The 16,326-nt window shown below is 47.6% G+C and carries 8 protein-coding genes and 2 pseudogenes; 6 read left to right on the top strand and 4 right to left on the bottom strand.

Annotation, left to right across the window (positions count from 1 at the left end):
- The first annotated feature begins 93 nt into the window (after positions 1–93).
- From SYN7336_RS27030 to SYN7336_RS20350, 4 genes are all read left to right on the top strand, one after another.
- Positions 94–1,854, top strand: coding sequence for an HlyD family type I secretion periplasmic adaptor subunit (locus SYN7336_RS27030; protein WP_017327790.1), 1,761 nt, complete (start codon positions 94–96; stop codon positions 1,852–1,854).
- A gap of 863 nt (positions 1,855–2,717) precedes the next feature.
- Positions 2,718–5,846 carry an ABC transporter transmembrane domain-containing protein gene (locus SYN7336_RS20360; RefSeq protein WP_202951124.1) on the top strand — a complete coding sequence of 1,043 codons (3,129 nt, stop codon included), beginning with the start codon at positions 2,718–2,720 and terminating at the stop codon, positions 5,844–5,846.
- A gap of 637 nt (positions 5,847–6,483) precedes the next feature.
- Positions 6,484–7,896 carry an HlyD family type I secretion periplasmic adaptor subunit gene (locus SYN7336_RS20355; protein ID WP_017327788.1) on the top strand — a complete coding sequence of 471 codons (1,413 nt, stop codon included), beginning with the start codon at positions 6,484–6,486 and terminating at the stop codon, positions 7,894–7,896.
- Positions 7,897–8,109: 213 nt separating this feature from the next.
- Positions 8,110–8,508: a HetP family heterocyst commitment protein gene (locus SYN7336_RS20350; protein WP_017327787.1), complete on the top strand. Its 399-nt coding sequence runs from the start codon at positions 8,110–8,112 to the stop codon at positions 8,506–8,508.
- Between the two features lie 132 nt (positions 8,509–8,640).
- Here the strand turns inward: SYN7336_RS20350 and SYN7336_RS20345 are convergent, their stop codons facing one another.
- Together SYN7336_RS20345 and SYN7336_RS28335 are read right to left on the bottom strand one after the other, a co-directional pair.
- A complete protein-coding gene (locus tag SYN7336_RS20345) occupies positions 8,641–9,372 on the bottom strand; it encodes a peptidylprolyl isomerase (protein WP_017327786.1) in 732 nt (243 codons plus the stop codon).
- 478 nt (positions 9,373–9,850) lie between these two features.
- Positions 9,851–10,789 carry a toll/interleukin-1 receptor domain-containing protein gene (locus SYN7336_RS28335; protein ID WP_017327785.1) on the bottom strand — a complete coding sequence of 313 codons (939 nt, stop codon included), beginning with the start codon at positions 10,787–10,789 and terminating at the stop codon, positions 9,851–9,853.
- A gap of 605 nt (positions 10,790–11,394) precedes the next feature.
- On the opposite strand from SYN7336_RS28335, the pseudogene istA reads away from it, so the two are divergent.
- Positions 11,395–12,465: pseudogene (istA, locus tag SYN7336_RS27020) on the top strand (IS21 family transposase); the annotation flags it as partial.
- A gap of 8 nt (positions 12,466–12,473) precedes the next feature.
- A pseudogene (locus tag SYN7336_RS31270) lies at positions 12,474–12,632 on the top strand (ATP-binding protein); the annotation flags it as partial.
- A gap of 753 nt (positions 12,633–13,385) precedes the next feature.
- On the opposite strand, the gene SYN7336_RS20320 reads toward SYN7336_RS31270, so the two are convergent.
- Positions 13,386–14,996 (bottom strand): glycosyltransferase family 39 protein, encoded by a 1,611-nt coding sequence (locus SYN7336_RS20320; RefSeq protein ID WP_017327782.1) that lies wholly within the window; start codon positions 14,994–14,996, stop codon positions 13,386–13,388.
- A gap of 133 nt (positions 14,997–15,129) precedes the next feature.
- Positions 15,130–16,158, bottom strand: coding sequence for a glycosyltransferase (locus tag SYN7336_RS27015; protein WP_051039853.1), 1,029 nt, complete (start codon positions 16,156–16,158; stop codon positions 15,130–15,132).
- Positions 16,159–16,326 lie beyond the last annotated feature (168 nt).

Below are 16,326 nucleotides of genomic sequence, written 5' to 3'. Positions count from 1 at the left end.
AATCTCAAACCCCACAGGAGAAGTATAATAAGTTTCGCATCTTGACGGGATATTCAGTGACTCAATGACCGATCGCATGAAAGGACAAGAGCGATGATTCGGGTACTAATTGCAGACGATCAGAAAACAGTGCGGCAGATGCTGCGGCTGTTTCTAGAGCGCGAACCAGATATCGAAGTCGTGGCCGTGGCTGCGGACGGACGGGATGCTCTGGACAAAATTGAAACCCTCCGGCCAGATGTGGCACTCGTGGATTTGGATATGCCGGAAATCTCCGGTCTAGAAGCGATCCGCACTGTCAAGCAAAGCTTCCCCGCCACCAATGTGCTGGCGATCTCCACCCACGATCGCGAGGATTATATCTCTCAAGTGCTGCAAGCTGGGGCGAAGGGCTACCTGCTCAAAACCACGCCAGCCGAAGAATTTACCAACGCCGTTCGTTCCGCCTATAAAGGCTACGTCCAACTCGGCCCCGGCTTGCTCGAAAAACTAGCGGCGGGCGATTCTCTCGCCCCCATGGGCGATTCCAGCGCCCTCGCTGTTGTCGATGCAGCAGCACTGGCGGCCAAGGCCCCCAGCACCAGCCTGGATCGATTCGACCAGCCAGTGGTGTTGCGCCAGTCTCCCGTCTGGTCCCGCTGGATTTTGCGGGCGATCGTGGGGATTGCCGCTGGAGGCATTCTCTGGGCCAGCTTCGCCAAAATTGAGTCGGCGGTTCCCGCTGCGGGCAAATTGGAACCCAGCGGCACCGTTCAAAATATTCAAGTGCCCGTGCCCGGAGTAGTAGAGCGGGTGTATGTGGAAGAAGGACAGACGGTCAAAGCGGGGGATCTGCTGGTGCGGTTGGATGCCACCGTGTCTACTTCCCAGCAAGAGTCTTTTTCTGAGGTCATGCACGGGCTAGAGCAAACCAACCAGGTCCTACAAGCATTATTAGCGGACACAACTGCCCAGCCCGATTGGACGTTCGAACAGCGATCGATGCTGATTGCCAGTCGGACGGAATTTCAGTCGAGGGTGTCGGCGGCCGAGTTGCAGGTCTTGCAACTGGAACAGCAGTTGGCTCAAAATGCCGTCCAACAGAAGAGCACCCGAGATATTCTGGCGATCCAAGAGCAGATTCTAAATGACATCAAACCCCTGTTCGAAGCAGGGGGGCTCTCTCGCATTCAGTATTTGCGCCAGCAGCAAGACGTACAGACCAACCAGGCAGAATTGGCCCGCCTGAATGAGGCCCAGGCAGAATTGCAATTTGCTATCGCCCAAGCTCGCCAGCAAGTGACCAATGCTCGATCCGAATTCCAGCGTGCTTGGCTGGAGCGCATGCGCGACAACGATCGTCAACTAACCGAACTCAGCAGCCAGCTCACGCAGGCCGAACAGAATATGGAATATGAAGAGGTGCGCGCCCCCATCGATGGTGCCGTCTTCGATTTGCAGGTGATCCGTCCCGGCGCGGTGGTCAACGCCAGCGAGCCGATTATGCAAATTGTCCCTAGCGATCGCTATGTTGCCCGCGTTTTCATCACAAACAGCGATATCGGGTTTGTCCATACAGGGATGCCGGTGGACGTTCGGGTCGATTCATTCCCCTTTAGCGAATTTGGCGATATCAAGGGCCAGCTCGTCCATATCGGCTCGGACGCCCTTCCCCCCGATGAAATTCGGCCCTTTTTCTCATTCCCAGCTGAAGTGGAACTGAACGAACAGGTACTGCAAGCCAACGGCAACCAGTTCGAATTGCAGTCGGGTATGTCTGTTACCGCCAACATCCGCCTGCGCAAGCGCACTGTTATGAGCATCTTCACCGATCTATTTTCCCGTCAGGTGGACAGTCTGCGAACTGTCCGATAAGCGCGATCGCCTCGACTCCGCCGACAGTATTGTCGAGAGAATGCCGGAGCATTCCATTTCAGTGTGTCAAGATTGAGCCCAATCTAAAAAATCTCATGATTCAGCCTTTTGATTGCAGTACCAGGAAGCATGAAGTAACAAAGTTTCTATATATCTCCCAGTAAAGAGCTTAATAATATATAAATAATCGAGATTATTGCCTTGGCTCGCTTGAATCGTTAATTTTATTAATTTTGCATTGATCGAATATTAGAAGGCTCTTATTATATAAGCGAACGCATGCCTATACGTAAGTAGAAAGATAGACCTGATTTCAAGGTATAGCCTTTCAGGGCAAGGCATAGTTGGCCAAATACCTTCTGCGATGGAGGTAGCTTTTGAACTTTAGGTGTCCCGAGCTAAAGAAATGTTCAACCTACAGGAAGCAACCTTCTTCCTGAGGGAGTGGTTCTCGCGATCGAGGCATTGAAAGTTCAGACAAAATGGCTTTTTCGAGCATGCTCTAGTCGTCGAGCGTTCAATTTTTTAGAGCGTTGAATTTATGAGTGACATAATGAGTTTTCCACCCTAGACATTTGCGATCGCTAGCTCGAATAGAGCTATTCGATCGCAGGTTATTACAGCAAAAAAATCGGATTTATCTTTCGATCCATCAGCTTACCTAAGACGTTAAATGGTAGCGAGATCGGAGATAAGACAGTTGTCTCGCGCTTAAATTGTGGCGAGAAGTACAGCAGTTTACTGAGTGATGAGCATAGGTATTGCAGTCTTATCTTCTTAAAAGAGAGAAGTGATACTCGATGTGCATTCCTGATTGCTGGCCGTACATCTAAACATTGTTAGAAAAATTGGGAAATACTGTGGTGAACCCAGGCACTCACTTAAAACCAGTCATTTTCTTTGAGAAATTTGACTCCCTCACAATCTCTAAAATCAGCGCACGCCTCGACACTCAGGACTTCGAGTTAGGGGAGCAAATCTTTGCATCGAGTTCGTCACCAGGGGATGAAGGGGAATTGTCTTCCGATCGCCCTCCTGACAGTCTCTACTTAGTTTGCGAAGGGCGGGTCAGGCTACTTTGCCAACAGAGCGATCGCCAAAGAGAAGCCACAGCAGCCGTTTTAGAAAGCGGCACGACATTTGGAGGCGATCGCCTCTTTTGTGCGACACTGATTCCCCACCGGGCGATCGCGGCGAGCAAGTGTCGAGTGGTTCGCATTCCGATGGCACAGCTCGATCGCCTGCAAGAACAGTTTCCGCAGTTGCAGAAAGGATTGCCCTATCAAGCAAAGCAGTTAGAGCGGTTACTGTTTCTAAAAAGCCTTTCCAACCTGCAGTCGATCCCCAGTAAAAAACTGCAAGCTCTTGCGAACTTATTAGCAGAAGGGCAGATCGAGGCTGGTCGAACTTTGGCCGAGGTCGCTCCCGCCAGTGAGGGCCGTTATTGGTTGAGGAAGGGACAGCTCGGCAGTCTGTCCCCCAATTCCCCATCAGAGCTACCGAGTGTGGGAGAGAGCTGGGGCTTTCCCAATACAGCTCCTGCCGATTGGATTGCCCGCACTGACCTGTTTATTTACAAGCTATCCAAAGAACACTGGGGGGCCTTAACTACTGCGATCCCAGCCCTAGCCAATGTCAGCTCGAAACCCGTGGGAGAGCTGCGCCAGCGCAACGGCAGTTCGTCCTCCCCCTCTGGAGCCCTAGCCGTCAGCAAATCATCTAGCTCGAGCTCCACCGCGATCGCGCGAACTCACAGTCAGGAGATCGCGACCGAGCCGACTCCCCCTTCCCATCAGCCCGAGCCGATTATCTTTCCCAAACCAGCCAACCGCCGCGTGTTGGACTTTTTGGAACGCTTTCCGTTTATCCAGCAACAGAGTTCTTCCGACTGTGGCGTCGCTTGCTTGGCCATGGTGTCCCTCTACTGGGGCAAGCGGTTTCCCCTCTACGTGCTGCGAGAGCGGGCCAATGTGGGCTTGGCCGGGGCCTCCTTGAGCAGTCTCGCTAAAGCTGCAGAAGGCATTGGATTTAACGCGCGACCCATCCGAGCGAGCCTGAACCGCCTCGTCGATCTCGAAAACCCCTGGATCGCCCACTGGGAGGGAAACCATTTCGTCGTTGTCTATCGCATCAGAGGCAATTCCGTCACGATCGCCGATCCCGCTCTCGGTCGCAAGGTCTTGTCTTTACAAGAATTCGAAGCGGGCTGGACGGGATACGCCCTGCTGCTCGATCCCACCAACCGCTTAAAAGACACTGAAATCAAGCAATCTTCACTGTGGAAATTTGCTAGCTCGCTCGCCCCCTTCCGCAACGTCATCGCCCAAGTGCTCGTCGCCTCTATCCTGATTCAAATATTTGCCCTGTGTACGCCGCTGTTCACGCAGGTCATTCTGGACAAGGTGGTGGTGCAAAAGAGTCAGGTCACCCTGAATGTTTTCGTGCTTGGCTTATTTATCTTCGGGCTGACGAACATTGCGCTGACAGCGTCCCGCAAGTACTTGATGAGCTATTTTTCCAACCATCTCAACCTGACGTTAATCGGCGCCTTCATCAACCATACGCTGCGGTTGCCGTTAAAGTTTTTCGAGTCGCGTCGGGTGGGGGATATCCTCACGCGGGTGTCCGAGAATAATAAAATCCAGCGATTTTTAATCCAGCAGGTAGTTCTGGCTTGGTTGGGCTTTCTGACTGGATTTGTCTATATGGGGTTGATGCTCTACTACAACACGCAGCTCACCCTATTGGTCATGGCAATGATCCCGATCATTGCGATCGTGACGCTCGCGGCGACCCCCTTCCTGCGCAGAATTTCGCGAGAGATTTTTAAAGAAGCCGCCGATCAGAATTCTGCCTTGGTAGAAATGATGACAGGAGTGTCCACCATCAAGGCAGCGGCTGCCGAGCGGGAAATGCGCTGGCGTTGGGAAGATCGCTTCACCCGCCTGCTGAATGCCCGCTTTAAAGGACAGAAATTCGGCATCGCTCTATCGACCATCGGCGGCACCATTAACTCGATTGGGAGTACGGCGCTGTTGTGGTACGGTGCCACTCTCGTGATTCAGGATCAACTCACCATCGGTCAATTTGTCGCCTTTAACATGATGATCGGTCGCGTCATCAGTCCGGCGCTGGCTCTGTCCAGCTTGTGGGACGAACTGCAGGAAGTCACGATCTCGGTGGAACGGCTGAACGATGTGTTCGAGACAGAGCCCGAAGAGAAGCCCCAGCATCAGATGCAGGTCATGCCGCAGATTAAAGGGGATGTTCGGTTTGAAGATATCACCTTTCGCTATGGCGAGGATGAAGAGCGTAACACGCTGCAAAATATTTCTTTTTCCGCTCAGACGGGACAAACCATCGCAATTGTGGGTCGCAGCGGTTCTGGCAAGACCACTCTAGTCAAGCTTTTACAGAGGATGTACCAGCCCAACACCGGGCGGATTTTAATTGACGACCACGATATCCGCCACGTTTCCCCTTACTCGCTGCGATCGCAGTTTGGCGTAGTACCGCAAGACTGTTTCTTATTTTCCGGCACAATTTCAGAAAACATCACATTGTTCCGCCCCGAATTTTCCTTAGAACAAGTGGTGGAAGTCGCAAAGTTAGCTGAGGCTCATGCCTTCATTCAAGCATTGCCATTGGGCTACAACACTAAAGTGGGAGAACGGGGGGCGACTCTCTCGGGCGGACAGCGGCAGCGAATCGCGATCGCCAGAGCGCTTTTGGGCGATCCCCGCATTCTCGTTCTCGATGAAGCGACCAGTTCTTTAGATACAGAATCGGAGCGCAGGTTTCAAGAAAATCTGTCACATATCAGTCGCGATCGGACAACCTTTATTATTGCCCACCGCCTTTCAACCGTTCGCAATGCCGATTGTATTCTCGTCATCGATCGAGGCATCTTGGTCGAACGAGGAAATCACGACGAACTCATTGCCCAAAAGGGACTTTACTATCAATTAGCTCAACAACAGCTCGATCTTTAATCGAGCCATTTTAAATTGAGTTTCAACAAAAATTCAGACACGCCAACCCATCATAAGTTCTACAGGAGAGGGTCATAAGGCCAAAAATCTTAAGATTTTTCAATGACGATCTGTAACTTTATGCGGATCCAACTCAGATCGTATTTTGCTCGCGATACCTAATTCCAAGAGGGCTTTCACTGAGGTAATTGAGTGGAAACAAACAAATAATCGTAGCGATCGTCCTTCAGATTTTGCCATTTCAGCAATAATTTTTATTGCACCGATCTACGTCAATATAATGAGGTTTACAGGTTTTACATGAATGATTATTGCCATCTCGTAAACTACTGTTTCGATATTGCCAAATTGGCACATACGAGATCTGTATGCTTGTAGAACTAAATATAGTGTGAGATTGTCAAAACCATTAATTAGAGGACAAATATTAATTAGAGAGCAAAGAGATAGCTTGCTTTGTTTGTCTTAAAAAGTATTGATGTAACGGTTCAATCTGCCTCTCATTTTAATAACTTCAGTCGATTGCTCGTCGTACCAGTAACTCTCTGATTCTGTTTCTGGGTCGTCGCTACTCATTGCTAGCTTTGCAAGAATACCTCACTGCTTACCATTTTGTATCGATCTCTAGAGTATGACTATGCAACAGCAAACTACACAGGTGTCTAATGAATGGGATGCTGACACCCGAGACAGCGAAGCATTAACAGTCCGAAACAATGAAGCGATCGCCGTTGCTACCCCCTCGACTGCCCTAGCAATACCCGATCCTTCTGCAGATATTCAATGGTGGAGTGAGTCACTCCAAACAGTGCTCGATCGCCCTCCGAGCGCGCTGCCGTTCCGCCTGATTGCGGGCGGAGTTGCCTTCTTCTGCATCTTTGGCATTTGGGCGGGCTTCGGGCGCATTGAAGAAGTTGGGCAGGCCCAAGGGACGTTAGTCCCAGAAGGGGAGGTGTTTAAAGTTCAACCCGCTGAAGCGGGCACAGTGGTCAATATTGCGGTTGAGGAAGGGGAGGAGGTCGATCGAGGCCAGTTGATTGCAGAGTTAGATAGCCTCGTGGCGACGACAGAGGTGGAACGATTGGAGGAAATGCTGGCCTCCTATCGACAGCAATTCGGCCAAAACCAGATCGCAATGGCAGAACTGGCCCGAGACACCCAGTCGCGGTTAGCGATCGCCAACGCAACCTTAGAGGCCCAGCAAGTGGTCATTGCCCAAAATCAGCGCGACATTGCGGCTAAGCAAGAGCTTCTCTCCTTACTAGACATCGAAATTGTCGCCCACACAGATCGGCTGGAAAATTTGCGCCCCTACGCTGAAGACGGGGTGATTTCCCGCGAGTACTTGTTCAATGCCGAGCAATCGCTGCGCGATCGCATGAGCGCGATCGCCCAAGCCCGAGGCGATCGCGATCGGGTTATTGCCGAAACACTCAAGCTGCGGGCAGAGTTAGAGCAAAGGCAAGCGGAGGTGTATCGGACAGAATCTGAGGCACGCCAGCGACTGCAAGAGCTGGAGATGAAAGAAACTCAATTGCAAGCAGATATCGACGAAACGGAAAAGCAGTTGGAAGCGGCACAGGCGAAGCTCGATCGCCTCTTCCTCTACGCCCCTGTCGATGGAGTGGTCTCCTCCCTCAACATCCGCAATACCGGCGAAGTCACTCAGCAAGGAGACACCATCGCCGAGATTGCCCCCGAGGATGCACCTCTCGTGTTGTTAGCTGCCCTGCCCGACCGGGAAGCTGGCTTTATTGAGGTGGGAATGCTAGCCCAGGTCAAGCTGGACGCATTTCCCTATCAAGATTTCGGCATCATTAAGGGGACGGTCAACTCCATCTCCCCCGATGCAGAGGCGAACGAGCAAATGGGAGCCGTTTATCAAGTAGAAATTTCCCTCGAACGTACGTATATTTCTAGCGATGGTCGCGATATCGAACTCAAGGCTGGCCAGACCGGCCAAGCCGAGATTGTCATCCGCCAGCAGCGGATTATCGACGTTCTGCTCGATCCGATTCAGCGCTTGCGAGGCGATGGGCTCAGTTTATAGACTCAATTCGCTCGACTTGCCAGTATTTGCGGCCCGAGAGCCCACTAGAGATATAGAGATTGTTAGAATGTTTTAAAATGGTTTATCCACGGGGTCCAACACAAATCGCTTTGAGAAAGACTTGTGCTGTTTGCAATGAGATAGTTGATTACTCACTAGATTGATTACCCATCACTAGATTGATTACCCATTAGATTGCTGAGGTAGGCCGACATGAACACTTATACTGACTCGAAAATTGATAAGGCAATGGAGCCCGAGCAGTTTAACCAGATTGTAGATGCCATTCTGGATGGAAAATACTCTTGGGCCTGCGTACTTATATTGCGCTTCGCTGGCTATAACCCAGTACATTACATCCCCTATCGGACTTACTATCGTCTAATGAAAGAACACCGTTTGGCGAACAAAAAGAAAATTGTTGATGTGGCAATTGGCTCTAACAATCAAAGAATTCACTCGCCTGCCGCGAAAAAGAAAGCCCGTCAAGGTCAACAGCGGCTTGCGGACCTCAGTTACTTAGAGTCTGCTAGAGAGTCACTCTCAGTCACTGGAGGTTGTGGGCATCTCATGTGGGGCGATGCAGAGTTAGACTGTTTTGCTTTTAATTAACACGAAAAACTGCTTTCAATCCTCGTCTACATGGAGATCTGGATTTTTAAATATTGCACTCGGCCCCCTAAATCCCTCGGAATAGCGGATTTAGGGGGTAAATGCAGCGCTAGCGAGATCGATCTCTGCTTTCTATCGATCGAAAATATATTGAAGCTCTCGCTCTAGCCATTCCTTAAAGAGTTTATCGATAATTGCTTGATGAATTTCGGGCTTTAACTCCGCCGGAATAAATTCTTCAATTAAAAATAGATGGTATTGCTCTTCTATCTGGAGGGGGCCAATAATTTCTCCTACGTTGGCGCTCCATAAAGCTGGAGCAATATCTGGACTTAAGCTCCACCGATAAACTTTGCCTTCAAAACCACAGCAATATCTGCGTTTTTCATTGATATCGTAAAGATGTGCAGCCTCGTAAAAACTGATTTCTTCCTCTTCAATCTGATAGAAGATTTCTTGAGCCAGTGTTTCATAAGGGACGACAATTCTATAAAGTATTAGGCGATCGTAGTTAAGCTTGTTTTGGGCAAAGTATGACTTTACCTCACTTTCAAACAAATCTTCAGCTAATGCTTTCGATAGCAAGCGATCGCTAATCCCAGCTTCCCAGTCTTCCACCGAGATCGTGCGATCGCTCAGCCACTTGAGTGTATCTGCAGCTTTTTCTAGTCGATTTTCCAGGCGTATCCGTTCTGCTTCAGCCTGAATTGCATCGGGATCGACCGAAATACCTCTCTCGCGCGCAGCTCTGTCGATCGCCTGTTGAGCCGCGATCTTTCGAACAATCGTATGGTAGGCCAAATTTCTTTTCAAGCGGTCAACAACATCGTCCGCGCTAATAGTAGTTGCACTGCGATCGATCATTAGTCCTTCCATTATTATTGCCAATAATATCCTTCAGAAAATAAACTTGATTTAGAACCAGCTTGTTAAGAGACGATTGGGGAAAATTATAACTAGGACTGTAATTTTTTGAACGATCTTGCTGATTGAGAGAGGGGTAAGATTTGATATCTCAGTATCCTTCCCCAATCGTGCTACAGGGTTCTCAAAGCTGATTTGTTCATCACCACTTACTTTCAGTTCTAAGAGTAGCAAAAATTTGTTACTACTTACCTACAGTCCTAAGAGTAGCAAAAATTCCTTTCATATATTCTAAATCCTTTGAAGATTTATCTGCGTGCCATTTTGGCTGACCTCGAAATGTCTTAACATTTAGGAAACTTCGAAAAATTGCTTTCGAAAAACGTAGAGCCTGCGATCGCCGAAAACCTGTTAAATATTCACAATAAATGAGGCTTTTCCTTGACAAACTTGAATTAATTGAGTGGCTCTAGCGTTGTTAGCGAACACTCAATTCCAAGCGGTTAATCCGAACATAACCATCTTGGTCGCCTATATGGCCTTGGAAAGGTGAACTCGTTCCATCGCGCGGTGCAGAAATTCTAAAACTACTCCGATCCTCTAAGTCATCATTGGGACAAGCTGTGCCCTCATAGTAGAAAATTGTACCTTTCCCTGTCGCTGATAAATCTTGATTGAGTAGGATGTCGATCTCCAGTACACCCTCAACTTCATTGCCAACACATTCTGCAAAACGAATGGTCTGCTCTTGGCCAGCTTGAAGTCGTACCTCTTTTTCAAAGTCATGTGTTTCTTCTTCATCACTGCCAAAGATCTCATCATCATTGATTGTCCAATTTCCTGAAATATAAACGGTTCGCGTTGACGTCGGCGTTGGCGGGGTGTTCGTTACCCAGGAGAGCCGCAGGTAGATAGCCAGGATAACGACACTCGCAGCTGCGATCGTAAGAAAGAGAAGAGTTCTTCTCTGGCCGCCCCTAACTTTTATCGGAGGGTTGGAAACGCCATGCGGCTGTGCTTGACTTGCGTTGTCGAGCAGGGCCTGGATATTGCTCACCAGTCTCTTGAAAGCCATGTCGTCAGCCTCGCCCTTCCAGTCAGAGAGGTCAGCGGCTTGAATACGCCGGAAGGCCAAGGGCATTTCGACCTTTTCTAGCAGAACAGGCACAAGGATGCCTCGATTCACGCCTTCCGCCGCCTCGGTGCGCACCCAGCGACTGGCAACTGACTCCTTCGACCAAAGCACTAAAACGCATCTCGTGAAGCCGATCGCCTCTTCGATCGCATCGTCGAAGGTCTGACCGGCTGGGATCGATCGGTCCCACCAGACAGATAAACCTCGGTCTTCGAGGGCACGGGCCAGTCGTTCGGCTTTGGGGCGATCGTTGCGCGTGTAACTGATGAAGATATCGCTCACCTAACTTTCTCCTCAAAAATAAGCAACTCATACTTGAGAAAATATCCGATCTGAGGCAGCAACACTCCGTACAGTAGCCATCAGCCCAACGAACAAATGCCAGGACAATCGCACTTATGTCGTAGCTTCTGATACGGAAGATATCATGAGAATCTGGCTTAGAAGCTCCATTTGCTGGAGATGGCTATGCAAATAGAAACCCGTTAACGAATTTCGATGATGTCTGCCTTCACCGAAAGGTGAAAAGTATCATTTTTGCTATTCTGTGGCAAAGAAGCATCGATCGGCAATCAGATTCTTGGGATTCAGGTCCAGCTCTAGAGGCTAAAAATAGAGGCTCTTAAAAAGTCCGTAGTATTCTATACGGAGTAAAGCGTATCTATCTTGGCTGCCGCTAAAATGAATAGAGTGATATCTGTTTTGTCAAGTACAACTGATGCAGAACCCTAGTCTCTGACCAGGGTAATTGCCTATCTGGCGACAATGATCTTGGCCGCCAAGTGTCAATCATCTTGGCCGGTGAAAGCGGAAACTAAGCAGCAACCCATATCCCCATCTGCATAGTGCCCGGTCAACGAATCAATCAACGACAGGTCAAGATCTATATGAATGCAAGAGAGGGAGGTTGCGAGCAGGAAGCTGCGGCAGCCAAAGCTGGAATATCAACCCGAAGCAGTCGACGAATTGAGAGGGGGGAGCATCAACCGGGAAAGGCGCGTCAGCGCTGGCGCAGTCGCCCAGATCCGCTAGAGGCTGTATGGGAAAGTGAGCTGGAACCGTTGCTGCGTCGGGAACCGAAGCTCAAACCGATGACCCTGTTGCTCTATCTACAGAGGAAGCACCCTGGCGAGTATTCCCGTTCCATCTTGAGAACGCTGCAAAGGCGAGTGCAGCAATGGCGAGCCCAGCATGGCCCAGCCAAAGAAGTGATGTTTCCCCAGGAGCATCGTCCAGGCGAGCAAGGTCTGTCGGATTACACGCAACTGAAACGGGTGAAGGTCACCATCGGGGGAGAAGCCTTTGCCCACCTGCTCTATCACTACCGTCTGGCCTACAGCGGTTGGCAATATGTGGAGATTGTGGAAGGGGGGGAAAGTTTCATCAGTCTCTCCGAATGCCTGCAAAATGCCCTGCATGAATGTGGCGGAGTGCCCAAAGCACATCGCACCGATAGCCTCAGTGCTGCCTATCGCAACCTGGGAGGACGAGTGGAAAAAGACTTGAGTTTCAGCTACCAAAAGCTGTGCGAACACTACCGCATGCGGCCCAGTCGGAATAACCGGGGTCAGGGTCACGAGAACGGTTCCATCGAATCCCCGCACGGTCACTTCAAACAGCGATTACGCCAAGCCCTGCTGCTGCGGGGAAGCACGGACTTCGACTCGAAAGCCGACTATCAGGCTTGTATTGCCGAAGTGGTGGCCTCTCTCAATCAGAGCTGCGAGGCAGAGTTCGGCATCGAACGAGAATTTCTGGGAGCTCTGCCGACTCATCGTCACCCGGATTGCGAAGTGCTCTCGGTTAAGGTGACTCGCAACAGTACCATCAGCGTGCGCTGTATCCTCTACACCGTCCCCTCTCGATTGATTGGCCAGCGACTGACGATCCACTTACACCACGACCGCTTGGTGGGGTTTGTGGGTCTGCAACCAGTGGTGGAGTTGAAGCGATTGCACTCACCACCATGACGGTTGCGGCGGTCGATCGCCTCGTGCATCACGCCACCATTATCGAGATTCAAACTGAAAGTTTCCGGCGACAGAAGGCCGTTGAGACTCACTCTCTTGGCGAGCGCAACCCGGCAGGATGCTTGACGCCACTGCTTTCACCGATCGCTGTTTGAATAGCGCGACAAACACTGCGATTCCAACTGAGAGTTCCCAGCCACAGCAGGCCATCGAGGTTTGCATTTTTGGCGATCGCAACTCGACAGGATGGCTGACGCCACTGCTCTCACCGAGCACTTCTTGGCTGATGCGACCATCATCCGCTTACTGCGCGTTACAGTAACCGGTCAGAATGATTGACGCCGACCGGCCAGGATGGTTGATATTTAATAGATAGCAGGATAGACTTCGTGGACGCCACGGTGATGGCGATTGCAGAAAGGATTCAGAGTGAGACGATCCTGACTCTTGACCGGCGAGACTTTACCTTGTTTCGCCCTCGCCACTGCAACAGTTTCAAACTATTACCTTGATCTGGGCAAGTCCATTTTACTGAGCTATATCAATCACCCGCAACATAAACAAGCCACACCTCACAGCATAATATTTAACTACTCCCTCTAAACTTCACCTCCCGCTACTCCCCAGCGACCCCCCCTCCAAACGATTAGCCATACTTATCACTGAAGCTCCGAAAACCTGCCGAGAGACCCCCCAAACCCCAAAAATCCGATCGCGCCAACCCCTCCGCGCAGCCAGTGCCAGGGAATAGTGCAGATAATTGATCGTTTTTGGGAGTATCAGGAAAAGTAGCAGGTTATGTGAGTCGATGAGACTAAAGAGAGCGTATAAACTGATGGGTTTACGAACCGTTTACGTACGATTGCGTGAGGGCATAGGAGTGAAATTATCTAGCACTACTCGAAAATCTACTCTTCCTTATTTCCTCGCGACTCGCTTGGAGCGATAACAAATATTTTTTTATGGTACCAGTTCCAGTTCCTGTCCCAAGCCTTTTGATGAATAACCTCATACCCAGGTGCTTGAAACTCTTCGCTGGTAAGAATAACTGCATCTTTTTCATTAATTACTTGCTGAATTCTTTCTGACTCATCAGTATATTCATCAGCTAAAGTAGGCAAATAAATCGAACTAAGTTGAACTTTTCTCAAATCATTCATAAGCATGATAACAGGATCTTGTGTGAAATTAATTATGTAATGCAAAGAGCTAAGCTCTGATATACTTTCAAATATTTCATGATGGAAGTTATAGTAATTACTCCGAAAAATCTTTCCTTGAAAAATACTAATTTCAGATGTAGAAATACCTCCTCGAACAATATATCTAGTTAATTTCGCATGATCAAATGAAGTCTTTAAGATCCCATAACTAGCCCAGACGAAACAAACAGAAATAAGAGGCAATAAAATCATCATTTTAATATTTCTCTTAACACCTTGAGATATTGTCATGAGATAATAAGCAATGACTCCAAAGCCAATTGATGAACCATTGACTAATCTCCATACATCAAAAATATGGATTGAATTTAAGTATCCAAAGAGACTAGTTAAGCAAAGCAAAAAGAAGATATTTTCATTTCTGCTCAATCTTTTTTTGCGAGACCAAGAATCAAACAAAAGATAAGAGGTAATCAATAGAGTCGACAAAAAATTAACAACAAAGAAAAGATATTTATCTTTATCTGCATGCCCACTCAATAGTGACAAAAATATCGAACGGTCTTTTTCTAATCTTTCAAAACCCCACAAAACTGCTAAAACTTTATTTTGAATGAGAAAATCGCCAAATGCATTATTATCAAACAAGAATCCAAAAAATAAGATAATTGGAGTTATGAACCCTAAACCAAAAACTGCAATTGTCTTTAAAACAATTTTCCTTGAGTTTTTTTGAACTAGCAGCTCATATCCAAGTACAATCAAGAAAGGAGGTAAAATAGCTGGGGCAGATGTGTATCTAGCCAAGAAAGACAAACCTAAGAAAAATCCAGAAGCAGTAATATATATGATATTTTTCCTGCCTCTAATAAATAGAAAAATTGATAGTAATTGAAAAGTATAGCAGTAGTAGTTTGGCCAAGGATCAAAGATAAACACATGCAATGAGAAGATCAAAAATGTACAGAAAGTGGAGAGATATTTTGGAAGAAATATTAGAAAAATGCGGTAGGACAGAAAAAGATTCAATGAATAAAATAAGCCAGTTACTATTCCTATTGAAACAATTTTTTTCCCAAGAATAGTTAGGGAAATGCTCTGAATCCAAGTTGTCATGTATCCATAAGATAACAAGAATTCTTTATGTGGAATTAATCCCCTTTTCATATCAAGAGCTTGTGAAAACATGAAGCCCCAATGATGATTATCAGTAGTAATAATTGACTCAACCCAACTATGTCCAAAACTATAGATACATATAAGAATAATTAAAAGATCAAAAATAATACCTTCCTTGGAATCAATCAAGTCAAATATTGTCTTAGCTTTCCCAAAAATAGCTTTACATAAAATCATTATTAACCCCTACAAGCGATGGTATAAGATTATGAGTGGAATTTGGTTTTTTTCATTCCAATAATCATTAAAGATATTGGCAGAAAGAGTAAAAAAACAAAAAAACTGAATTGAGCTCCTATAATTTTTGTGCTTATGCAGTATACAGCAGACCCAGCATTTGAAGTGCTACCCTTGCAGCTTTAATCTTATTAGAGCCAACACCTTTAGACTCACCTGAACGAGCTCGAAATACTACAGGAATTTCGATTACACGCATCTGCAATTTCAACGCTTCAATGAACATGTGTGGTGAGAAATAATTGCCATGAACCATTAAATAACTCCTTAGACAGCGATAGGAACCTACACGGATTGCTCTATAGGTGCATCCACAATCGGTAAGACGTGTTCCCCAGAAACGAGTCTGTATCATCTTGGCAACAATTTGATTTCCTGGATTAATCAGCCAGTCCATTTGAGTATGAGTCTCGCGAAGCTCTTGCGTTGCCCGAGTACCTAACACTAAATCAGCGTTCTCCAAATAAGCCAAAAATTTATTTACATCATGACCACTGAATGTAAGGTCGCCTTCGCAGAGGATAATGACGTCGTCATCCTCTAAACCAACTGCACTCTCTGCTAGTGCCCGTTGGCAGCAAGAACCGTATCCTGATATAGGTTCCGTTACAACCAAATCAGCACCACTCTCAAGGGAAACCTGGTAAGTATTATCTATAGAGTTATTGTCAATGACAATGACCTTGTCTACTTGAGGATTACTTTTGAAATCCCGGACTGCGTTACCAATACAAACCTCATCATTATAGGCGGTCAAGCCAACATGAACCTTAGCATTAGCAAGACTGCTATAATAGAAATTTCGCTTTGGGGCTAAGAATCGGTGAAATATAAATAGACTTATAAATAGTACAAAGCCAGAACAAAGTGTGAATGCAACTGACAAGCGATAAAGCTGCAAAAACCAACTGTACTTAGCTAACGGACCTAAGAGCCAAAGTATGGCAGCAAAGAAGTTCAAGGGAAAAGCAATCATAAAGGCGGTCAGACTATACAGTGCTAGACGGGAGTTCAAATTGGCTATCCATATGGCTGCTGTCACCTTCGGAGTCATATTTAATGAATCTTGCTTGATTTCATATGAGAGCTTTGGGGAGGTCATAGGATTCTTCTTAAACTATAGAAAACTGGACAGTGCGAACTTCTCTTTGGCATTGCTACATCTAAGCCAGGAAAAAAGACCTCTACCAATCACCAAAACAACAAGAATTTTCCAGACTGGCTAAAGCAAATTTAGCCATTTAGGTTACAGACTCTATCGCCGAGTTTA

Origin of the sequence: Synechococcus sp. PCC 7336 (genome assembly GCF_000332275.1) — a bacterium.
Lineage (GTDB): Bacteria > Cyanobacteriota > Cyanobacteriia > Thermostichales > PCC-7336 > PCC-7336.
Note: the sequence above shows the minus strand (reverse complement) of the source record. Positions and strands in the feature narration are given on the sequence as shown.